19 protein-coding genes are annotated in these 20,638 nt (G+C 52.1%); 11 read left to right on the top strand and 8 right to left on the bottom strand.

Annotated features, from left to right (window positions below; translation table 11 throughout):
- Window positions 1-59: 59 nt before the first annotated feature.
- The 3 genes from NYE70_RS00605 to NYE70_RS00595 all read right to left on the bottom strand — a co-directional run bounded on the left by NYE70_RS00605 (window position 60) and on the right by NYE70_RS00595 (window position 5,080).
- Window positions 60-248 (bottom strand): hypothetical protein, encoded by a 189-nt coding sequence (locus tag NYE70_RS00605; protein ID WP_036624401.1) that lies wholly within the window; start codon window positions 246-248, stop codon window positions 60-62.
- A gap of 178 nt (window positions 249-426) precedes the next feature.
- Window positions 427-915, bottom strand: coding sequence for a phosphatidylglycerophosphatase A family protein (locus tag NYE70_RS00600; RefSeq protein WP_211020994.1), 489 nt, complete (start codon window positions 913-915; stop codon window positions 427-429).
- Window positions 916-1,372: 457 nt separating this feature from the next.
- Window positions 1,373-5,080 (bottom strand): DNA polymerase III subunit alpha, encoded by a 3,708-nt coding sequence (locus NYE70_RS00595; protein ID WP_341044686.1) that lies wholly within the window; start codon window positions 5,078-5,080, stop codon window positions 1,373-1,375.
- A 127-nt stretch (window positions 5,081-5,207) separates the two neighbouring features.
- Here NYE70_RS00595 and NYE70_RS00590 point away from each other — a divergent pair, with 127 nt between their 5' ends.
- The 3 genes from NYE70_RS00590 to NYE70_RS00580 all read left to right on the top strand — a co-directional run bounded on the left by NYE70_RS00590 (window position 5,208) and on the right by NYE70_RS00580 (window position 6,437).
- Window positions 5,208-5,537: a YtrH family sporulation protein gene (locus tag NYE70_RS00590; protein ID WP_211020992.1), complete on the top strand. Its 330-nt coding sequence runs from the start codon at window positions 5,208-5,210 to the stop codon at window positions 5,535-5,537.
- On the top strand, window positions 5,534-6,040 hold the full coding sequence (locus tag NYE70_RS00585) for a hypothetical protein (RefSeq protein WP_211020991.1): 507 nt from the start codon (window positions 5,534-5,536) through the stop codon (window positions 6,038-6,040). Before NYE70_RS00590 ends, NYE70_RS00585 begins: the two co-directional genes overlap by 4 nt.
- Before the next feature lie 97 nt (window positions 6,041-6,137).
- Window positions 6,138-6,437 (top strand): YtpI family protein, encoded by a 300-nt coding sequence (locus NYE70_RS00580; protein WP_211020990.1) that lies wholly within the window; start codon window positions 6,138-6,140, stop codon window positions 6,435-6,437.
- A gap of 10 nt (window positions 6,438-6,447) precedes the next feature.
- Here the strand turns inward: NYE70_RS00580 and NYE70_RS00575 are convergent, their stop codons facing one another.
- Window positions 6,448-7,785 (bottom strand): DRTGG domain-containing protein, encoded by a 1,338-nt coding sequence (locus NYE70_RS00575; RefSeq protein WP_211020989.1) that lies wholly within the window; start codon window positions 7,783-7,785, stop codon window positions 6,448-6,450.
- A 950-nt stretch (window positions 7,786-8,735) separates the two neighbouring features.
- Between NYE70_RS00575 and NYE70_RS00570 the strand changes: the two genes are divergently transcribed.
- From NYE70_RS00570 to NYE70_RS00560, 3 genes are read left to right on the top strand one after another with little or no spacing between them, the layout of a single operon-like run.
- Window positions 8,736-8,972 (top strand): DUF2249 domain-containing protein, encoded by a 237-nt coding sequence (locus tag NYE70_RS00570; RefSeq protein ID WP_290407511.1) that lies wholly within the window; start codon window positions 8,736-8,738, stop codon window positions 8,970-8,972.
- Between the two features lie 20 nt (window positions 8,973-8,992).
- Entirely contained in the window at window positions 8,993-9,355 is a 363-nt protein-coding gene (locus NYE70_RS00565; protein WP_211025372.1) for a hypothetical protein, read from the top strand.
- Window positions 9,352-9,606: a DUF2249 domain-containing protein gene (locus NYE70_RS00560; protein WP_341044681.1), complete on the top strand. Its 255-nt coding sequence runs from the start codon at window positions 9,352-9,354 to the stop codon at window positions 9,604-9,606. Before NYE70_RS00565 ends, NYE70_RS00560 begins: the two co-directional genes overlap by 4 nt.
- 742 nt (window positions 9,607-10,348) lie before the next feature.
- Here the strand turns inward: NYE70_RS00560 and NYE70_RS00555 are convergent.
- Window positions 10,349-11,449: a TIGR04053 family radical SAM/SPASM domain-containing protein gene (locus tag NYE70_RS00555; RefSeq protein ID WP_341044679.1), complete on the bottom strand. Its 1,101-nt coding sequence runs from the start codon at window positions 11,447-11,449 to the stop codon at window positions 10,349-10,351.
- A gap of 130 nt (window positions 11,450-11,579) precedes the next feature.
- Here NYE70_RS00555 and ilvB point away from each other — a divergent pair, with 130 nt between their 5' ends.
- Window positions 11,580-13,283: a biosynthetic-type acetolactate synthase large subunit gene (gene ilvB, locus NYE70_RS00550; protein WP_341044677.1), complete on the top strand. Its 1,704-nt coding sequence runs from the start codon at window positions 11,580-11,582 to the stop codon at window positions 13,281-13,283.
- A 58-nt stretch (window positions 13,284-13,341) separates the two neighbouring features.
- On the opposite strand, the gene NYE70_RS00545 is transcribed toward ilvB, so the two are convergent.
- From NYE70_RS00545 to NYE70_RS00535, 3 genes are all read right to left on the bottom strand, one after another.
- The gene (locus NYE70_RS00545; protein ID WP_211025364.1) at window positions 13,342-13,635 is read right to left on the bottom strand and encodes a hypothetical protein; all 294 of its coding nucleotides are present in this window, start codon (window positions 13,633-13,635) and stop codon (window positions 13,342-13,344) included.
- Window positions 13,636-13,722: 87 nt separating this feature from the next.
- The gene (locus NYE70_RS00540; RefSeq protein ID WP_211025362.1) at window positions 13,723-14,067 is read right to left on the bottom strand and encodes a YlbF family regulator; all 345 of its coding nucleotides are present in this window, start codon (window positions 14,065-14,067) and stop codon (window positions 13,723-13,725) included.
- A gap of 25 nt (window positions 14,068-14,092) precedes the next feature.
- Window positions 14,093-15,256: a DUF445 family protein gene (locus NYE70_RS00535; RefSeq protein WP_341044673.1), complete on the bottom strand. Its 1,164-nt coding sequence runs from the start codon at window positions 15,254-15,256 to the stop codon at window positions 14,093-14,095.
- 354 nt (window positions 15,257-15,610) lie between these two features.
- Between NYE70_RS00535 and NYE70_RS00530 the strand changes: the two genes are divergently transcribed.
- From NYE70_RS00530 to NYE70_RS00515, 4 genes are read left to right on the top strand one after another with little or no spacing between them, the layout of a single operon-like run.
- On the top strand, window positions 15,611-16,978 hold the full coding sequence (locus NYE70_RS00530; protein ID WP_290407516.1) for a YheC/YheD family endospore coat-associated protein: 1,368 nt from the start codon (window positions 15,611-15,613) through the stop codon (window positions 16,976-16,978).
- 11 nt (window positions 16,979-16,989) lie between these two features.
- Window positions 16,990-18,102 carry a YheC/YheD family endospore coat-associated protein gene (locus tag NYE70_RS00525; protein ID WP_341044672.1) on the top strand — a complete coding sequence of 371 codons (1,113 nt, stop codon included), beginning with the start codon at window positions 16,990-16,992 and terminating at the stop codon, window positions 18,100-18,102.
- A gap of 37 nt (window positions 18,103-18,139) precedes the next feature.
- On the top strand, window positions 18,140-19,513 hold the full coding sequence (locus NYE70_RS00520; RefSeq protein WP_213656257.1) for a YheC/YheD family endospore coat-associated protein: 1,374 nt from the start codon (window positions 18,140-18,142) through the stop codon (window positions 19,511-19,513).
- Window positions 19,513-20,628: a YheC/YheD family endospore coat-associated protein gene (locus NYE70_RS00515; RefSeq protein ID WP_341044669.1), complete on the top strand. Its 1,116-nt coding sequence runs from the start codon at window positions 19,513-19,515 to the stop codon at window positions 20,626-20,628. Before NYE70_RS00520 ends, NYE70_RS00515 begins: the two co-directional genes overlap by 1 nt.
- Window positions 20,629-20,638 lie beyond the last annotated feature (10 nt).

Here is a 20,638-nt window from a genome sequence, read left to right as displayed (position 1 = left end):
GCCGCATCACAGCAAGACAAGGAAATATAGCTTCGATAAGCCGGCCTATTTCCTTGCCTCTAAGGATGCAATATCGAATTAAGAACTTCCTGAACTTCTTCCAGTTCACCAGACGGAACTAAAATTTCAAACTGTTGTTTGGATAAATTAACAGGACGTGTTTGGACAAGAAAGCCTTCTTCGGTGAGTTTCGTCTTGATCATATCCGCAACTTTTGCGGTAGGCGCAATGTACATTACAGTCCACATGTCCTTTTCTAAGCCCCCCAACTCCTGACCTTATCTTTGAGCCTATATAATAGAGCTATGATAACATAATTTTCAAAAATACCGCAACAAAGGAGAAAGTGTCAGGGAGGCCTTGACCGCGGCAGTTCCGCTAGAAAATGGAATTCCTGTATTCAGACGCTTTCCGGCATAGGCCGCATCAATCGGAAGGGTAAGTAGCTGCGTTGCTGTCCCTGTGGGCAATTCTTGCCGAAGCGGCAGCAGCGAGACCGGCTACCAAATCATCGAGAAAAACATGGATACTATCCCCTTTGTTATTAAGCATCCCGATAATTTCCGGCTTTTCCTTGTCCAAATAACCAAAGCTGGTAAGTCCGATCATTCCGAATACGCTCGTTATGCCCAGCGCCATCGTTTCGTCCACTCCATATAACGGCTCATCCGCCTCAAGAATCGATTGAAGCGGCTCGGGCAGCAGCTTTTTCTCCGCTAACTCATCCAATGCGATACCCGTAAATAAGGTGTACTGTACCTCGCGCTTACGCAGCACGGCTTTAACACTGTCCATGCACTGCTCCATCTCCAGACCATCATGATAGGGGATTTGCAGAGCATACACGATTTCGGCGATTTCCTCCAGCCGGACTCCCCGTCTTTGCAGCTGCTCCACCGCGATTTCATATGACATGAGCATCCCTCCCGGATAGCGATAAACACTCCCCGGAACTTCGGTCGCAGCAGCGTGTAAGCATCTGTCCGAGCCGCATTTCTCCGAACTTAGTTACTGGGGTTTTATGTCCATCGTGTTCCTAAGTGTATGCAAAGGGATGGTAAAATGTTCATTAAAAACCAGCGATCGAAATCAAGGATTGTCTTTGATAGGTGGACGAACTATGAAAATGTCTTTCAAATATTGGACAAAACTCCATAGATGAAAGAATCTCTGCTTCGTCTCAAAATTCTACATATAGTAACTGTGAGTCTTATCACTAACTAGATAGTGATTTACTCCAAAGATCGTCAGGATGACCCTTATGTCCACTTTTAGGTGGACATTTTAACTATTTGTCCGTATGGAGAGGATTCCTTCTAATTAAAAGCTTCAATCTTTCTTGCCGGGATTTAAGGATCCCGGCCATTGCCGCTTACTTCACTTTTACCGTATCCGGTCCGAGCAGCTGTTCCATTTGCCGGAACAGCTCCGGCGACGGCTTGATGCTGTACCGTTCATTCAAGGCGAGCAGCTTGCCGGTGCTCTCGTAAAACAGCACGGTACCTACCGGACCGTGGTGCAGCTCGAGCAGCGACTTGAGCTGCTCCAGCAGGCGGGCGTTCTCCGCCGCCGCCGTGATCTTGACGAAGACGCGCTGCTCCGCAGGCGTCTTGCGATCGCGGCCGCCCGCCGCGCCTGCGGCGTCGGCCGCGGGCCGGGGCTGCGCCGCCGCAGGTGCAGGCGGCGCTGGCGTTGGCGCCGCGCTAGGCGCAGCGGTGCCGGTGCTGCGGGCGCCTTTGGCGGCGGCGCCCGGCGGCGTCCCGGCCGCTGCGCGGCCCGAGCGCGCAGCCAGGCCTCGCTTCAGCTGCGCAAGGCTCTGCGCGCTGAGCGGCGCCACCTCGTCGGCCAGCAGCTTGAAGCCTTCGTCCTGCTGCTGGACGGTGGCGCGCAGTGCTAGCAGAGCGCCCTTGCCGACGTGCGGCGAGCAGCGCCGCCACACTTCAGGGAACAGCACGACCTCGCAGCGCTCGATCTGATCCTCGAGCTCCATGAAGGCCATCGCTTTTCCTTGCTTGGTCGTAATCGCCTTCACCGAAACGACCATACCCGCAACGATGGCTTTGCTGTCGTCCGGAGCTTCGGCCAAATCCATCAACCGGTCGGCGCCTTCCTGTTCCAATAGCTCATCGTAATCGTCCAGCGGGTGGCCCGACAAATAAAGTCCGAGCAATTCCCTTTCCAGCTCCAATTGCTGGGTACCGGAAAACTTAGGAATGTCGGGATATTCGATATCCCAATTCGGTGTCTCCACGAAATCAAACAGCTGAATCTGCAGATCCTCCCGCTCTTTGCGCCATTTCATCGCCGCTTCGACCGTCTCGTCCAGCATCGCCAGCAGTTGCGCCCGGTGGCCGGGCAGCCCGTCAAACGCTCCGGCCTGGATGAGCGATTCGATCACGCGCTTGTTACACACGCGCAAATCGACACGGCGGCAAAAATCGAGCAAACTGTCGAAAGGGCGCTCCTCGCGTTCCTGTAAAATGCTTTCCATCGCCTGGGTCCCGACATTCTTGATCGCGGCCAGGCCGAATCGGATCACGCCGAGTGAAGGTGCAGCCGTCCCTTCCAAGTCAGAAGAAGATTGAACCTCCAGAGATGCCGTACCAAAGCCGATGCCCGCCTCAGCCTGCGGTGTAAACAGCACGCGGCTCTCATTGACATCGGGCGGAAGCACGGTAATGCCCATTCGACGGCATTCGACGATGTATTCCGCCACCTTGCGGTGGCTGCCCATGACGGCCGTCAGCATCGAAGCCATGAAATGCACCGGATAATGGGCCTTCAAATAAGCCGTTTGAAAGGCCAGCACCCCATAAGCGGCAGCATGGGCGCGCGGGAAGCCATAGTTAGCGAAGCGTACGATCATATCGTATACCGCGTTAGCATCCTCCTCGCGATATCCCTGCTTAATGCTGCCGGCTACGAAGTGCTCTCTTTGTTCATCCAGCACTTCGCGTTTCTTTTTCGAAACGGCTCTCCGAAGCAAATCCGCTTCCCCGAGGGAGAAACCGGCCATACGCGATGCAATTTGCATGATCTGTTCCTGATAAACGATGATGCCATAAGTATCCTTTAGAATTGGCTCCAGGTCCGGATGAGGATAGTCCACGGTCGTCTGGCCGTGTTTAGCCGAAATAAATTTCGGGATAAAATCCATGGGTCCCGGACGGTACAGCGCCACGACCGAAATGACATCCTCGAACACCGACGGCTTGAGATCGCGGAGAACCCGGCGGCAGCCGGCGGACTCCAACTGGAACACCCCGGTCGTCTCGCCATGCCCGAGCATTTCATAGGTCAGCGGATCATCGTCGGCAATGAGGCGAAAATCGGGCGTTTGTCCGGTCTGTTCCCCGATCCAACGCATACAGCGCTCAATAATGGAGAGGGTGCGAAGACCCAGGAAATCCATTTTCAGCAGCCCGACCGCCTCCAGATTTTCCATGGAATACTGGGTTAAGGCCGTACCTTCGCTGCCCGTCTGAAGCGGTACGGCGTCCGTAAGCGGATCTCGCGAGATGACCACCCCGGCGGCATGCGTAGAGGCGTGCCGAGGCATCCCCTCTACCTTGCGCGCCATATCCAGCAATCCTTTGACCCGGTTCTGCGAATCGTAAAGCTGCTTCAAATCGGGGCTTTCCTTGATAGCCCGTTCGATCGTCATCCCCATATTCCCGGGAATCAGCTTGGCGACCTTATCCACCTCGCCGAAAGGTACGTTCAAGGCCCGGCCCACATCGCGGACAGCCGCCCGCGCGGCCATCGTACCGAAGGTAATGATCTGCGCGACATGCTCCGGTCCGTATTTGTCCGCCACATAGGCGATGACTTCATCCCGCCGCTCGTCGCTGAAATCGATATCGATATCCGGCATTGTGATCCGCTCCGGGTTAAGAAACCGTTCAAACAAAAGCTTGTATTTCATCGGGTCTACATTCGTAATATGCAATACATACGCGACAAGGCTGCCTGCGGAGGATCCCCGCCCGGGCCCGGTGGCTATATCATGACGATGCGCATAGGCGATGAAATCCCAAACGATGAGGAAATAATCGGAAAAACCCATACTCGCGATAACTTTAAGTTCATAATCAAGCCGTTCCTTCAGTTTGGCCTTTTCGGCCTCCTCCCGCCATTCCTCCAGATGCCCGTAACGCTCGGCCAGCCCCTGTTCACAAAGCGATGCCAGATAGCTCTCGGGAGTCATCCCATCGGGAATAGGACGGAATGCCGGCAAAATATGACGGCCGAATTCCAGCTCCAACCGACATTTATCGGCAATTTCCGCTGTGTTCGCGATCGCTTCCGGAAGATGCGGAAACAGCGCCGCCATTTGCTCCCCGCTTTTCAAATATAGCTGGTTCGTTCCGATTTTGAATCGGTCTTCGTCATCCACCGATTTGCCCGTCCCGATGCAGATGAGCACATCCTGGACCTCGGCATCGCTCTCTCCGAGATAATGCACATCATTCGTAGCCACGAGGGAAATTCCGGTTTCCTTGGCCAAATCGACCAGCAGCGTATTCACCTTTTTCTGCTCGGCCATTCCATGGTCTTGAAGCTCCAGATAAAAATCTTCCCCGAACGCCTCCCTGTACCGGAGCGCAGCGCGCTTCGCCTCTTCCATACGGCCGTTCAGCAGGTGCTGCGGCACTTCTCCGCCAAGACAGGCACTGAGGCAGACCAGCCCTTCTTTATGGCGCTCGAGTACCTCCCAGTCGATCCGAGGCTTGTAATGGAATCCCTCCAGATGACCGATCGAGCAGAGGCGCATCAGATTCTGATAGCCGGTTTCATTCTTGGCAAGCAGGATCAAATGATGGATCGGCTGATCCTTCCGGCTTCCCCTTTCCTTCCGCGACGCCGCGGTAAAGTACATCTCACAGCCTATGATGGGCTTGATGCCGTGCGCCTTGCATAATTTATAAAAAGGAATGGCCCCGTACATCACACCGTGATCGGTCAGTGCCAGCGATTTCATGCCAAACCCGGCCGCTTTGGCGACCAGCTCCTCCAGCCGGGCTGCGCCGTCAAGGAGACTGTATTCACTATGTACATGTAAATGAACGAAGCTTTCCATCCGTAACCTTCCTTTCAATCAAAACATTTGTTCCCTTTTTAAATATTTTATCATACATTGCGGAATTGCGCCCATAGAATGGTATGGAGAGGACAAGCGCAGTCCTGGAAAGGGGAGTTCACCGGTTATGAGCACATTTTTGACCAAAGCTGTCATGGACTTTTTCGTGGCCTTCGGCATCGTCGTCGGGGGAGCGATGGTGGGCGGACTCGGTGCGATCGTATCCATGCAGCCGCCGACCCATACCATGCTTGATATCGCGGGGCGGATCAAAATCTGGGCCCTCGCCGCCGCGGTAGGCGGAACCATTGATCCTATGAGGGTCATCGAAAGCAACTTTTTCGACGGAAACCTGTCTCCGGCCATCAAGCAAATTCTGTATCTCTTGTTCGCCTTCATGGGCGCTCATATGGGGGCCGAACTGGTTAGATGGATGTGTGGAGGAAACCGGGGATGAATGAACGGAATCTGCCGACGCCGCCGACACTAAAAGGCTTCAAACGGTTTTTGCAATTGACTGCCGTATTCCTGCTCGGTATGGTCGCAGGCAGCATCACCTTCAATATCGTCTTCCAGACAAGCTACAACAAGCTCTGGGTTGAGAATAAGGATCTGCAAATCCAGCTCTATCAGGCGGAAGAAGACAATAAAACGCTGAAAAAATACCACAAGCGCTCCACCGTCATCAAGGAGATTCAGGTACGCGTGGAAGAGAGGGATCCCCCTCTGGACACGCTGGCGGTCAAGGAGGTCGTGCAGCAGCTGCATGAGGAGCTGGAGGTGCTGCGCGGACGGAGTATTTTTGAAATCGACTCCGACGCCAAAATGGCGCGGACCCTATTAAACAGGAAGATCTATGCCGTCCGTGACAAGGAATACGCAATTCAGGTAAAAACGATGCTGGTAAGCGAGGGCGTATTGCAAGTGTGGGTCGATATCCGGCCCTATGTGCGGAGCTGAGTTTTCATGCTACAATGAAAAAGATCACAGACAAGCTGTGACCTTAGGTTGAATTTTCTTTAACTATTATTTTTAAAAAGGAGCAGTGACTCTTCCCATGATCGAAGGTTTATTGTACGTCTTGTACGCCGCATTGATCGTCTCCAGCGTCTGTTCGATTGTCTTCAGCTTAAAGTCCCGCCGCTCTCTGGATCCTCGGACCCGCGGACTGTCGCAAGCCAAAATGAACATCAGTATGGGCTTCATGCTCATCGTGCTGGCATTGATCCAGATGTTCATGTTCAGCGGCTCGACGGTACGCGTTGTGGTTGGGGCCTTGTTTATGGTGATCGGCGCGTTTAATATATTCGCCGGAATCCGTAACCTAGGCATCATTTCCCGCCAAAGCCCCGAGTAGGACCGGCTGGTTAGGAATGGTCGATCGATTGCAGCGTCATGACGGCTTTGGACACCAAATGGTCCTGATACGTCATGACGATCTCCAGTTTGCAGGCTCTGCGGCTCATCTCCAGCAATACCGGATTGATGACGATCGAATTCTCGATTTGAACCGGACGCACAAAGTAAGTCGTCAGATTATCGACGACATAATCCCCGCCGCCGCTGGCATCTTTCGCCGCGCTTAATCCCGCTTGGGTCATTAACGATGTCAGAACCCCATGAGAGATTGTCCCGATATCGGTTGCCATCTGCGGTGTAATAACCCCATGGAAGAACAACCTTCCGCTTTCATCCCGTTCCTCCGCAAACCCGTTCCACATCAAATGCTCGAACGTTTCCCCCAACTGCGGCTGGTTCCGGGCGTCCCGCATCGCCTGCAGCACTTCCCGGCGGGTCACAGACGAGATCAGTTTTCGGTTGCGGTCCACCACCGGCAAGAAGTCGATTCCTTCCCATACCATTATTTGTGCCGCCGAAGCGAGTGAAGTCTGCAGTCCGACCGTGATCGGATGACGGATCAGACATTTCTCAATGCTTTGATCTCCGCTCAATTCCTCGACATCCTTGCGGCTGACGATGCCGATGACGCGATTCCACTCGTCAACGACCGGAAAGTGCTGATACCCGGTCTCGATCGAGAGCTGATCGAAATCGGAAATATTACTGTTCACCTTAAGCATATTTACCTTCGGCTTGCTCACCACGATATCTTCCACCAGCATGATTTTTTTCTTGATGAGACGGTCGAAAATCGCCCGGTTGATCATCGAGGCTACCGTAAACGTATCATGACGGGAGGAAATAATCGGAAGGGATAACCGGTCCGCCAGCGTTTTGACATCTCGGCTTGTCCCGAAACCGCCGGTGATCAGCACGCCCGCCCCCTGTTCCAGAGCTAGAGAATGAGCGTTCTCCCGGTTGCCGACGAGAAGGAGACTGCCTGCGTCAATGTACCGGGCCATGGCCTCGATCTTCATAGCGCCGATGACATATTTATGCAGCGTCTTGTCAAGCCCGTCCGCTCCGCCGAGTACATGCCCTTCCACGATCTCTACCACATCGCCGAACGTCAGCTGATCCGAAATGTTCCGCGGCTTCTTTTCCACGCGAACCGTTCCGATCCGCTCCTTGGTGATGACGATTCCCAGATTCTCCGCTTCCTTGACGGCACGATACGCCGTCCCTTCGCTGACACCTAAGCTTTTGGCCAATTTGCGCACCGAAATTTTCGTTCCGATCTTGAGACTCTCGATGTGTTGCAGCAGCTGCTCGTGTTTTGTGACGCTCTCCTCATGTCCCTGCAACTGTTATACCCCCCATCTAAATCTGTACTATTCTGTATCTATTATACACGTTTTGGAATTAAAAAAAAACGGACATTCCGTGAGCGAAAACTCCCGGGGCAGCAGTGTTTTGCACGTGTGATGGTAGCTTGCGGTTGGAGAGGCGAGGGGAGTCGCGGATTTTCCTTTGTGGAGCTTATTTTGCGAATCTAATTTTATAGATATCCCTTTTACGAGTCTCCCCCTGCGAATCTTACCATGCGATTATAAATAGCTGTAAAACCTACAGTTAAATCGAGATAAAGTTGCTCTTACGACGAAATAACTGTAAAACCTACCTTTAATTCACCCCTTTTTGCGACCCGAAGGGTAAAAACTCAAAATTAGATGTAGGAATTACGGTTAATATCAACGTTTGATGAAAATTAACTGTACAGTTTGCAGTAAAACTTGCGGGGATCCACTTGAAGACCTTCACTTGAGCAACTTTGCTTGAGGAACTTCGCATGAGGTTATCGTCCTGCCGATCTTACCTGTGAATTTAAAATAGCTGTATAACTTACAGTTATTTCAGGACAAAGTTGCTCTTACTACGAAATAACTGTAGAACCTACCTTTAATTCACCTCTTTATGCGACTTGAAGGGTAAAAACGCAAAATTAGATGTAGTAATTACAGTTAATATCATTTTGGTCGACGTTTGATGAAAATTAACTGTAGTAATTGCAGTTAAACTTGCGAGTCTTCGCTTGAAGACCGAGGTAAATGGTCCTTATCGATGTCATCTGTTCTATGCAGAGGAACTGTGCTGGTTATTGTGAGACTCGTCACACTAACCTTGACGGAAAATCAAAGCTGGTTAGAGCATTTTTATGGGTACGCCTAATTTGTGACTAGTATCACAATCCATGTCAGGTGCGTTGATATAATGAACGCGAAACATAAAATTTTTAATATCAGGAGGAATAATCATGAGTGAAAATATTAAAGTTACGGTCAATGCAACGGAATATCCGCCGCAATTAAAGCATAAAACGATCTTTGCCGCCTACAACGGCCTTGAGTCTGGTGAAGCGATGCTGCTGGTGAACGACCACGATCCGGTGCCTTTGCGTTTTCAATTCGAAGCGATGCATCCCGGACAATTTTCTTGGGAATATCTTGAACAAGGCCCTGAGACATTTCAAGTTAAAATCGGCAAAAACTAATAATCCGGGGGGCGCTGTTCATGGCAACCATTACGGTCATTGATGAGAAAACCATCAAAATAGCGGTGGATCTTGAAGACGCACTTAGCATGATAGCGGAAGCGGAGAGCAATCTGGAACAATACGCTGCTGAGATTCTGATGATCGCCGAAAAAATGCCTGAATTCCAATATACTTATTTTTGCTTTTACGCCTACGATACGGCGATGCTGTTTGAAAAAATGCTGGGGATCGACCCGAAGCAGTACCTGTCATTTTCCTTGGATGCGCCCGACTCTTTCTTTTACACGCTATACGGCGGTATGAAGGGACTTAGCGGCATGGCCCGCCTGTCCAGCGTTCTGACAATGGAGCAAACGGAACTGGAGGTGAATGAAGGATGAGCTCGGAAAACAACCCCGGCACCGGAATCGTAGAGCTGGATGTACGTCCGCAGCTTCGAGCGGGCGAGGAACCGTTCAGCATCATCATGGATACGTTTAAAAACCTGCAGCCCGGCGAAACTTTTGTACTGCATGCGATCATGAAGCCGGCTCCGCTGATCCCCCTCCTTGAGGGAAAAGGATACTCCAGCACTTGTGAGCAGGTCAGCAGCGATCACTGGATCGTTACCTTCGTTCCGCAAACAAACTAAATCAATTCTTTCTTTCATACAAAAACGACCGCCTCCGAAGAAATCCGGTGTGCGGTCGTTTGCTTTTTTGTTATTCGTAGCGTTCAAAAAAATGCTCCTGCCTCTTGCCTCAGCTTTCCCTTTGCTTTCCCTTTGCTTTCCCTTTGCTTTCCCTTTGCTTTCCTTTTGCTCTCCTCTTACTTCCTCTTGCTCTCCTCCGGTTCCTGCCCCGGCCCCCAGTCCCAGCTCTAAAGAACTTCACGTTTCTTATTTACCGAATAAACGCTCAAAATTTAGGCTAAGGAATCGTACCGTGCTTATTTAGTGAAAAATCAGGGGAATCAACGGAATTTGACGGGTATAAGGCCAACTCAGTTCGTTAGAAACTTTTGATGACGCTTTTTCGCCAAATAGCGTTTCTGTAGTTCGTTAATACGCTTCACACAACAGCATAGGCTCCATACAGCTCGGATACAGCTCGGATACAACCCCGCGTACAACTTTTACATGCTTACTATCCATTTATTCACGTTCCTACACATACCTACACATACCTACACATTCATACATGCTCTATTCTCGTCCCATACACGCTTTATACATGCTCTATTCTCGTCCCATACACGCATCATACACACTCTATTCTCGTCCATAAACGCCTCATACACGCTTTTTTCGTCCCATACACGTTGTTGCATACTTGTTCAATGTACGTCCCCGTACGCTTCACACAACAACTCCTCATACACGCCCCATACACACTTCATCCATTTGTATATGCCATCGGCACATACGCGCAGTAAGGATCACTCTCCAGATAATCACCGGTCACCGCATAGGCTCTGGCTCTTGAGCCGCCGCACAGCTGCTTGAACTCGCAGACTCCGCATTTGCCTTTCAGGAGGGATTTGTCACGCAGCTCCCTTAGGATCGGAGAATTCCGATATATTTCAGGTAAAGAGGACTCTCTGACATTTCCGCAGCTTACCGGCAAAAAACCGCTAGGATATACGTCGCCCGTATGGCTGATGAAAACAAAGCCGTCTCCGTCATTCACGCCCTTCGGTGAGCGGCCCAGCACATCAGCCCGCTTTACAGCTTCAGCCTGCAGTCCCTCCTGCGCCTCCCTCTTCTTTTGCTGCATAGAGACCCGGCGAAAATGAGGAGCCTCCGTCGCCTTCACGCCGTACGGCATTTCCTTCTGCAAGCGAGCCAGCCATTCCATGACCTTCTCATGCTCCTCCGGCGAGATCATGTCGCCAACCATTCCTCTCCCTGTCGGCACGAGAAAGAAGACGCTCCATAGAACGGCCCCCATTCCCTTGACTTTCTCCGCAATTCGCGGCAGATCACCCAGGTTATAACGCGACACGGTTGTATTGATCTGAATCGGTATATCAAGCTCATGCAGGTAATCTATTCCCCGCATCGTCATTTGGTAGGAACCTGGAGTTCCGCGAAAATGATCGTGAATCTCCGCCGTAGAACCGTCCAGGCTGAAAGCCCAGCGGGATAAGCCGACTTCTTTGGCTTTTTCCACAGCCGAGAAGGTTACTCTCGGCGTTGCGCTCGGCGTCATGGAGACGGGCAGACCTTTCTCATGGATCGCGTACTTGGCCAGCTCGAAGAGATCCGGGCGCATCAGCGGATCGCCACCGGTGAATACAAACAGCGGCCGATCCATTTCCGCGATATCGTCGATCAGCTTTCGGCCTTCTTCCAGCGTAAGCTGACGCGGATCGGGATGATATTGCGCCTCGGCCCGGCAATGCAGACATTTCAATGCGCAGGCACGCGTTACTTCCCATATGACGATGAACGGATTGTGGTTATAATCCCGTTCCTGAGTGAAATTAGGTTGCATTACATTCATCTCCCGGCAATTGTATTCACCTATCATATCCGGATTTTTATTGCCCCCTTATGACTGGAGTCACTTTGAGTCCTTCACATTTAAGATAGAATTGTCAGAAAAAAAACTGGGGGAGAACCATATGGCTAACGATCTTATTCGGCAGCAAAAAACGATAACCGGTGCGGAGCTGCTCATTGAATGCCTGATGGGAGAACAGGTTGACACGATATTCGGTTATCCCGGCGGCGCGGTCATCCCGATTTACGATGCCCTTTACGATTGCTCCGATATCCGTCATATTTTGACGAGGCATGAGCAAGCTGCCGTTCATGCGGCGGACGGCTACGCCCGGGTAACCGGCCGGCCCGGTGTGGCGCTGGTGACTTCCGGACCCGGAGCTACGAACGCGGTCACGGGCATCGCTAACGCATTCATGGATTCCGTTCCGCTGGTGGTCCTGACCGGCCAGGTTTCCACCGACCTGATCGGACGCGATAGCTTCCAGGAGGTAAATATATTCGGCATGACCATGGACGTAACCAAGCATAATTACGTAGTCATGGACGTGAAGCAGTTGCCCCGAATTATTAAGGAGGCCTTTCATATCGCATCTACGGGCAGACCCGGCCCGGTGTTGATCGATTTGCCGAAAAATATCATGAACGCCAAAACGGCACCGGAAACGCTGGAAAAGATCTCGATCCGCGGGTATGAGCCTGCGCCGGAAATTCCCGAAGAAACCGTCGCACAGATCGCAAACCGGCTTGGTTCCGCTGAGCGGCCCGTCATTCTTACCGGCGGCGGCGTTGTCTCTTCGGGCTCATCGGATGCCCTCCTGGACTTGGCGGTGAACGCCGGAATTCCGGTCGTCAGCACCTTGATGGGGATCGGCGCGTTCCCGTCCGATCATCCCCTTTATCTCGGGATGCTGGGAATGCACGGCACTTATGCGGCTAACCGGGCCGTTCATCAAGCGGATGTCCTGCTGTCGCTGGGTGCAAGATTTAATGACCGGCTCTCCGGCAAGATCAAATCCTTTTCGCCGGAGTCCTGGAAGGTTCACGTTGACATCGATGACGCGGAGCTCGGCAAAAATATCCCTGTCGATGTTGCCGTACACGGCAATATCCGGGACCTGCTGATGAAATTAAACCCGCTGACCGGCCGGCTTACTGCGGCAGAAGCATGGGCCAAGGAAACGACCCGCTGGCAGAAGAAGGTCCCTCATTTTACCGCAGAGGCCGGTACGTTGTGTCCGCAGGAGGTTATCCAGCTGCTCCACAAGTTTACGGAAGGAAACGCGGTCGTGGCCACCGATGTAGGCCAGCACCAGATTTGGACGGCACATCATTATAAATTCAAGCATACCCGTTCTTTCCTGACCTCAGGCGGACTCGGTACGATGGGCTTCGGACTTCCCGCCGCGATCGGGGCGGCGATTGCAGGTGACGGCAGTCCGGTCATCTGTGTTACTGGAGATGGAAGCTTCCAGATGAACCTGCAGGAATTGATGACGGCGGTAGATTATCAGCTCCCGATCAAAATTGCCTTGCTGAATAACGGGTATCTGGGAATGGTACGGCAATGGCAGCAAATGTTTTATAAGCGCCGCTACTCCTCCGTCCAGATCTCGTCGCCCGATTACGTAGCCTTTGCGTCAGCCTACGGAGTGACAGGACTAAGGGCTCAAACCTTGGACGAGGCGGAATCCATCATCCGCCAAAGCCTGGAGATCCCGGGACCGGTGTTGATGGAATTCAACGTCAAAGAAGAGCAAAATGTATTTCCTATGGTGCCTCCGGGAGAGAGCAATGACAAGATGATCATGGATGAACGAAATTAAAAAAAGGCTGTCTTAAAGCCCATACGGCTTCAAGACAGCCTTTCCTTTATTGTTCCGCTTACAAGCTTTGGCCTTGCTTTCCGTCCTCGCTCCATTTGTTTTGCCATTCCCGCAGCTTGGCCCGGCGGACGGCATCCAGTGCACGTTGCTTTTCCTCGTTGACGCCCAGTATGAAATGCAGATGTGCCCCGATTACGAGGAAGGCAAAGGCGGCCCACACTGCACCAAACAGGGAAACAAAGCCTGCACCTGGCTCGAAGGAAATCATCGGTAACGCGTACACCAGCATCGCTAATGCCAAAACAAGATACACGACATGTTTTAATTTGCTCTTTTTTTTCACGGTCTTCATATATTCCGCAGCTCCTTCATCTTCAAATCTATATTTCTATTCTATGAAGGCTGTCAGGAAAATATGAGACTAGTTTCTTCTGTATTCCTACATTTGATCTCCGTACAGATGCTGCAGACTGTCCGTTATGATCTTATTCACGTCCTGAATGATGATGCTGAGACGGCGTTCTGCGTCAAACAGCCGGCGAATATTCAGGTTCATGCTGAGCACCTCGAACAGCTTCTCCATTTTTTCCATCTCATCCGGAGCAGGCATCTCACCTGTCATCATCTGTTGCTGCAGCTCGTTCTGCCGGTTGCGGAAATCATCCAGCATTCTCTTGCTTTCGGGATCGGCGTCGACCAGCTTCATCGCCGCGGTAATTTCCTTCACTTCTTCACTCTCTTTGAGTGCTTTTGCCAATTCATTCGCTTTATCGTAAATATTCAATAGGATCATCCTCCGATATTATGAATTATCTTACCCATATGATCATTACGGACTGGAATAATCCGATGATGCCTCCGAGCAAGACCCCCAGCCAGGTGATGGCCCGGAATTCCTTGCCGGATACGCTCAAAATGACCTCTTCCAGCCGTTCGACCGGAAACTTCTGTACCTGCTCCTGTACGAGCTTCGGCAGTTGAATCGCCTTCATCGCCGTAGGAATTCCCTTCACGACGAGAGCAAGCAGCCGATCCGTAACCGAAGGCAGCGCCGCTTGCGCCTGAGCCTGCCACGGAGCAACTAGTGATGAAATCCGGACGGATTCAGCAGTTGCGATCCACTTTTCGAGCGGCAATTGTTTGATTTTGTCCGACAACCACTCCTGTGCCGGCGTTCCGGTTACCATTTCCAGCAGCTCTGCAGCCGGTTTCTCCCCGAACATCTCCAGTTTGCCCCGGATCGCTTTCGCAACTTTGTCTTTGGCTTCCTCGCTTTGCAGCGCCCGCACCAATGCAGGTGTCAGCTTGCGCACCAACTTGTCCTCGTCCATGAAGATCGCCGCCATCGTGCCGAGAAATCCGCCGGCCTTATCCGCCAAGTCCCCGGCCAGCTTGGTCAGCATACGCTGTCCCTCAGCCGACAGAAGCTCTTCTTCAACCGCTAGCAGCACCGCCTCCGCAGCTGCGCCGCTCCAACGCTGCCGATTCTCTTCATTCCAACCCGGCAAGAGGTCCTTCAACAAACGATCCTCCCAGCCGAGATCGTTCCACAGCAGGTTAAGTCCGCGGTCCGCCACCGATCTGCCCGTATCTGCAAGCCGGGATTTGGCAGCTTCCCACCGTTCAGGCTCCCAGACCCTCAGCGCCGCTTCCTTTAACGTCAGTTCGCTTGCACCCAATCGGACGAGCAGGTTCTCCAAATATTGCTCCGCCTGCTTTTTAAATGCCGGACGAGACAGCAGCTCCTGAAGGCCTTCCGTCGTTACCAGATATTCCGCCACGACATTTCCGAGAGATTCCGCGATATCTTCCCGGCGTTTCGGAATCAGACCCGGCGTAAACGGAACGTGATATTTACCGATGTATACCGGATTTCTGGGATGAAACAGCATTTTAATCGCAAAATGATTCGTGACTCCGCCCACAAAGGCGGCCACAGCCACGCTGATCAGAACATAAATCCAATCGGCCACCTTGCATACCTCCTTTTAAACCCGGCTAAACAAATTATTTTCAAATAAGAGGTTGTTCAAAAAAGTCACCTTTTGATCACGAAGTGCCTCAGGTTGCTTATTCGACATCGAATCTTGCATTCAGTCAGGCCTTCCGGTGCTGAAAAGTCGACTTTTTGAGCACACACTTTAAGTATATTCGGCTTTCGCCGCGATGCAGCGGCTGCCGAAAAGTTCGCAGGCGCAGACATCAAATCGGAAATGGGTTAATCACCAAGGATTCTATGTCCTCATATGATGCATTACATGCGCTTATGCAGATGACTTTTATTGCATCCAAGACATCAAGCTTAAGCTTGGAAGGAGATCCGCTTCATGCCCTCCAAAAAATTAAAAATTCAAATCATGAGCCCGAATCTGCTGGAAAAAGACGATCTCGTTCTTGGAGAACAACTGATCAAACAGTGGCGGATTCCTGTGAACCATCCGCTGCAGCTCGTGTTCGGCTCTTTTCAGCAGACCGTTCGGGTCGTGCCATTGGCCAGATTCGACGGAATCCGGGTCAGCCAGGAGCTGGCCGAAAAAATGGGCGTTCTAGCCCGTTCCGTGCTGCGGCTCACATTCCGCCCGCACTCATCCACTTTGCAGCTAGGGCCGCTGATCGGCGTGCTGATCAGCCGCGACCTGCCGGGATCCCTGGAACGCCCCTTCGGGCCGATTACGATGTTCTGCAAAGAGCTCGTAAACGCCTGCCAGCATCAAGGTGTGTACGTTTATTTTTTTACGCCGGATCACATCGGCACCAGTTCAAGCAATTTGTCGGCCTGGGTCTACGGAGACGGATGGAAGCAGATCCAGGTGCCTGCCGCGGATGTGTTCTACAACCGCCTGACTTCGCGAAAATTGGAGAATAAACCTAGCGTACAGCATTTCTTGAAAGAAGTAAAATCACGGTACAGGAGCCACTTTTTCAACGAGAAGTTTCTTGACAAGACGGAAGTTTTCGATGCTCTGGGCCGCGATGCGGCGGTATCGAGATATTTGCCGGAGTCCCACCTCTTTCGTAACTTTCTTACACTTAAAACGATGTGCGCCAAACATCCCATCGTCTTTCTTAAGCCGATAAGAGGCAGTCTCGGAAAGGGAATCATCCGGATCTCCAAACTTGAGGGCGGAAGCTATCAAACCCTAACCGCCCAGGTCGGAGGTACGAGGCGTCAGGTTTATCCAAGTCTCGCCAAGCTGTACTCCTCCCTCTCCGGCAAAATGAAGACGACGCGCTATCAAATCCAGCAAGGATTAACCTTGATCCAGGCGGATCGCCGCCCGGTGGATTTCCGTGCGCTGGTGCAGAAGAATCGGGCGGGAAAGTGGAATGTGACCTCCATAGTGGCCCGTACGGCCGGAAGCCAGCATTTCGTGTCCAATCTTGCCCGGGGCGGTTCGCTCAGCACCGTGAAGGAGGCTATCGGGAGAAGCTCACTCCCGGCCGGCATAAAAGGTAAGATCGCCCTTCGCCTGCGTAAAGCGGCGCTGGATATCGCCCAGGGCGTCGATGCCCAGATTCCTGCGCATTTCGGTGAACTCGGCATCGATCTCGCCTTGGACTCGTCAGGACGAATCTGGCTGCTGGAGGTCAATTCCAAACCTTCCAAGAACGACAACACCCCGATCGGAGGGAACAAAATTCGCCCTTCCGTCAAACAGGTGGTTGAATACGCCCGCTATTTGTCCGGCTTTTGAGGAGGTACAGGATGATCAACAAACGATCAAATGGCGTGATGGGCATTTTGGTTGCCGAAAGCAACGCTCCCATCCCATTTGCGGAGCCGGGATTTTGCCGCAAATTGTGCATTATCGGCAGCAAACAAGGAATGACCGTTTACGTGTTTTGCCCGTCTTTTCTCCGAAGGAGCCAAGATGCCGTACCCGGTTATTGTTTCGAAAACGGCGGATGGCAATATCGGCTATTCCCTCATCCGGACATAGTCTACGACCGCTGCTTCACCCATGACCAGAGGCGGCAACAGCGAAAAAGGCAAGCTTTGGAAAAATTGTCGAGGAAACATCCCTTCGTTTATTTAACACGGGGATTGACAGGGAAATGGCGTGTCCATCAAACGCTTCGCAAGTTCCCGGAGATCGCCCCTTTTTTGCCGGAGACAGTCCCTTATGAAACTCCCTCCCAATTGGCGGATTGGCTGGCGAGACATGGCGGCGAAGCCTTTCTAAAGCCTTATAACGGAACACATGGCAAGCGAACCCTGCGCTTGAGGACCACGAGCAATCGGGAGCATCTGGAAATTACCGGCCGGGACGGCCGCAACGATTTGCTGCGGCATACTTTCTCCAGCAAGAAAGAAGGCTTCGAATGGATCGATAAGTTTACTAAAGACCGGCCCTTCTTACTGCAGCCTTATCTGGAACTCAGCACCTCTCAAGGTGAGCCGTACGATATCCGGGTGCTGATGCAGAAGAATGACAAGGGAGAATGGGAACTTACAGGGATGGCAGCAAGAGTCGGTCCGAAGCATACGCTCACATCCAATCTGCACGGCGGAGGTACGGCGCATAGAGCGCAGCCGTTTCTAAGCCGGGAGCTTGGAACCGTCGCTGCAGAAGAGGCCCTATCTCTGATCCGTAAACTGTCGATGGTGATTCCCGGTTCGCTCGAATCCCATTTCGGCCGCCTGGCCGAATTAGGAATCGACTTCGGCGTCGACCGGAGGGGAAGCGTATGGGTGCTGGAGGTCAACTCGAAGCCGGGCCGTTCATCCTTTTTCCGGATCGGCGATCGACAAAGCGCCAGAAAATCGATCGAAAATCCGATTCTCTATGCGCGTCACTTGCTGCTGAGCAAACCTTGAATGAGGCACGGAAGACTTTTTTAGGAGGATAAAATTCATGAGTTTGACTTTTGGCAACGTCCATTTCACGCAGCAGCCCCAAAGGGTCGTCTACGTGTCCGGCTCTTTAATGAAAAACTTGAAGCTGTCCGGAAAAAAGTCGGTTCATCTCAGATTTGGCGGAGAACGCATTCCCGCTGTAATCAAACCTATCAATAAAGCGGGTAAGCATCTTTATCTCGGCAGCAGTATCCGGAAAGACATCAAAATACCGATGGCCGGCGGGATATTTTTACGCAGCCTGCAGGAAGGGGAAGTGCAAATTGGACCGCTCATTGGCGTCTTGTCGGATGGACCGGCCTCGTCTGCAGCCAATCCGTTTGGCTCCCGAACCGGTTTCATCAAGCAATTGCTGAGACACGGCAGCAAACAATCCTATATCTTCGCCTTCACCCCCAAGGATATCCACTGGGAGAATGAAACGGTCAACGGCTATTTTCTCAACGAAGCCGGACACTTCATCCGAAAGAAGGTTCCTCTTCCGGATGTCGTGTACAATCGCCTTCCCAGCCGGCGGGCGGAAACGACTACTTCGATTGCCCAGCTCCGGGAGCGGTTCATCCGGCGGAGAATCCCGTTCTTCAACTGGAGCTTCTTTAATAAATCCGATATTTACCGCATGCTCGAGAAGGATTCTCTAGTAAACAGGTATGTTCCGGAATCGATTATGAACCCGACACCCGAGCAAATCAAGGATTTGCTGGACCGGCATTCGCTGATTTATTACAAACCGAACAACGGCAGTCTCGGCAACGGCATCTACCGGCTCTCCCGCATCCCCAAGAGCGGGTATTATGCAAGGTACCGCAAAACCGGCCGAAATGCGCTTTTGCGGTTCGGCTCCTTCAATAGCATGATGCGAACGCTGCAAGCAAGGCACGGCCGCGCTTTAAGAGGATACGTGGCCCAGCAGGGGATCCGGCTCATCGAAATCGACAGCTGCCCTATCGATTTCCGGTTCCATATGCACAAAAACGGGCGGAACCAGTGGGTCGTAGTCGGCATCGGAGCCAAAAAGGCAGGAAAAGGCAGCGTAACTACCCATCTTAAAAACGGCGGATCGCTGCTCACTCCGGATCAGGCGCTGGCCCGCGCATTCGGTCCCAGAGCCGATGAGGTACTGAAGAACGCCAAAAATGTGGCGATCACATTGGCCGAAGCGATCGAGGCGCACCATCAGCATTTAATCGGTGAACTCGGCTTCGATATCGGTATCGACACGGATGAAAAGATCTGGATGTTTGAAGCGAACGCCAAGCCGGGCCGGTCCATCTTCAAGCATCCCTCGCTCCGTGCGGAAGGAAAGGCATCTGTCGAACACATTCTGGAACACTGCCTCTATCTGAGTAAATTCCGGAGGAGGGAAGCCTAATGAGCCAGCTTGCGAGCGATCAGAAGCCAGTCATCGCCGTGCTGACCGTTCATGATGAATGGACCCAATTTCGCGGCAATCGGGCTAACTTTCGGGATATCGTAAGAACGGGCAAGGAACTGGATTTTCCGGTATATATCGTAACGACCAAAGATCTAAAGCTGTCGTCGCATAAAATACAAGGCTATGTATACAGCTCGGAAGAAAAACAGTGGACGAAACAATGGGTCCCTCTCCCGCAAGTGATTTACAACCGAATTCCCCAGCGCGAGGATGAGCGGAGACCGTCAGTCCGGCGCAAAATCGAAGAGTGCATCCGGCACGAGAGCATCCAGCTGTTTAATCCTTTTTTTTTCAACAAATGGACGCTGTTCGACTGGCTGAAAAAAAACCGGACCACCAAGGCTCTCGTCCCCGACACTAAGAGGCTGCGTTCGCCCAAGTCTTTATTGCCCATGCTTGAGCAATACGGGAGCCTCTACCTGAAGCCGGAAAGCGGCAAAGCGGGAAAAGGAATTATGCTGCTTCAATTCGACGAAGCCGAGGAAAGACCTTACAAGCTTACCATTCAGGGATTTCGGCGCAAAAATGTCGTGTATAAAACCGGCAAACCCCTTCTGTTATGGAAACGGATCAAGGCGGAGACCGGCCGGGTTCCTTACATTATGCAGGAGAGCATCGAACTCGCTTCGTATAAAGGCAGGCATTTCGATATCCGGATGCTTGTGCAAAAAACAGGAAAAGGCATCTGGACAGTAACCGGGATCGGCGCACGCTTGGCCGGTCCGCGGCGGATCACCACGCACGTTCCCCAAGGCGGCAGTGTCGAGGACCCGGAGAAATTGCTCGTTCCGACCTTCGGCCAGGAAATGACCAATGTTTTGATGAACCGGTTGAAGTCAAGCGGCCTGTTGATCACCAAGCAGATAGAAAAGAGCGCCGGTTATACGCTTGGCGAAATGTCGATGGATCTCGGAATCGATACGGAAGGGAAAATCTGGTTTTTTGAGGCTAATGCCAAGCCGATGAAGTTCGACGAGCCCCATATCCGCAAAAAATCGCTGGAACGCATTTTCCAGTTCAGCCATTACTTATACCGGCAGGGTAAGGTATAGCCCGGGAAAG

Origin of the sequence: Paenibacillus sp. FSL R5-0407 (assembly GCF_038009185.1) — a bacterium.
Taxonomy (GTDB): Bacteria; Bacillota; Bacilli; order Paenibacillales; family Paenibacillaceae; genus Fontibacillus; species Fontibacillus vini.
Note: the sequence above shows the minus strand (reverse complement) of the source record. Positions and strands in the feature narration are given on the sequence as shown.

Excerpts from the sequence above, each read along its gene's own strand:
- NYE70_RS00605 (WP_036624401.1), bottom strand. The coding sequence starts at position 248 with ATGTGGACTGTAATGTACATTGCGCCTACCGCAAAAGTTGCGGATATG.
- NYE70_RS00600 (WP_211020994.1), bottom strand. The coding sequence starts at position 915 with ATGTCATATGAAATCGCGGTGGAGCAGCTGCAAAGACGGGGAGTCCGG.
- NYE70_RS00595 (WP_341044686.1), bottom strand. The coding sequence starts at position 5,080 with ATGGAAAGCTTCGTTCATTTACATGTACATAGTGAATACAGTCTCCTT.
- NYE70_RS00590 (WP_211020992.1), top strand. The coding sequence starts at position 5,208 with ATGAGCACATTTTTGACCAAAGCTGTCATGGACTTTTTCGTGGCCTTC.
- NYE70_RS00585 (WP_211020991.1), top strand. The coding sequence starts at position 5,534 with ATGAATGAACGGAATCTGCCGACGCCGCCGACACTAAAAGGCTTCAAA.
- NYE70_RS00580 (WP_211020990.1), top strand. The coding sequence starts at position 6,138 with ATGATCGAAGGTTTATTGTACGTCTTGTACGCCGCATTGATCGTCTCC.
- NYE70_RS00570 (WP_290407511.1), top strand. The coding sequence starts at position 8,736 with ATGAGTGAAAATATTAAAGTTACGGTCAATGCAACGGAATATCCGCCG.
- NYE70_RS00565 (WP_211025372.1), top strand. The coding sequence starts at position 8,993 with ATGGCAACCATTACGGTCATTGATGAGAAAACCATCAAAATAGCGGTG.
- NYE70_RS00560 (WP_341044681.1), top strand. The coding sequence starts at position 9,352 with ATGAGCTCGGAAAACAACCCCGGCACCGGAATCGTAGAGCTGGATGTA.
- NYE70_RS00555 (WP_341044679.1), bottom strand. The coding sequence starts at position 11,449 with ATGCAACCTAATTTCACTCAGGAACGGGATTATAACCACAATCCGTTC.
- ilvB (WP_341044677.1), top strand. The coding sequence starts at position 11,580 with ATGGCTAACGATCTTATTCGGCAGCAAAAAACGATAACCGGTGCGGAG.
- NYE70_RS00545 (WP_211025364.1), bottom strand. The coding sequence starts at position 13,635 with ATGAAGACCGTGAAAAAAAAGAGCAAATTAAAACATGTCGTGTATCTT.
- NYE70_RS00530 (WP_290407516.1), top strand. The coding sequence starts at position 15,611 with ATGCCCTCCAAAAAATTAAAAATTCAAATCATGAGCCCGAATCTGCTG.
- NYE70_RS00525 (WP_341044672.1), top strand. The coding sequence starts at position 16,990 with ATGATCAACAAACGATCAAATGGCGTGATGGGCATTTTGGTTGCCGAA.
- NYE70_RS00520 (WP_213656257.1), top strand. The coding sequence starts at position 18,140 with ATGAGTTTGACTTTTGGCAACGTCCATTTCACGCAGCAGCCCCAAAGG.
- NYE70_RS00515 (WP_341044669.1), top strand. The coding sequence starts at position 19,513 with ATGAGCCAGCTTGCGAGCGATCAGAAGCCAGTCATCGCCGTGCTGACC.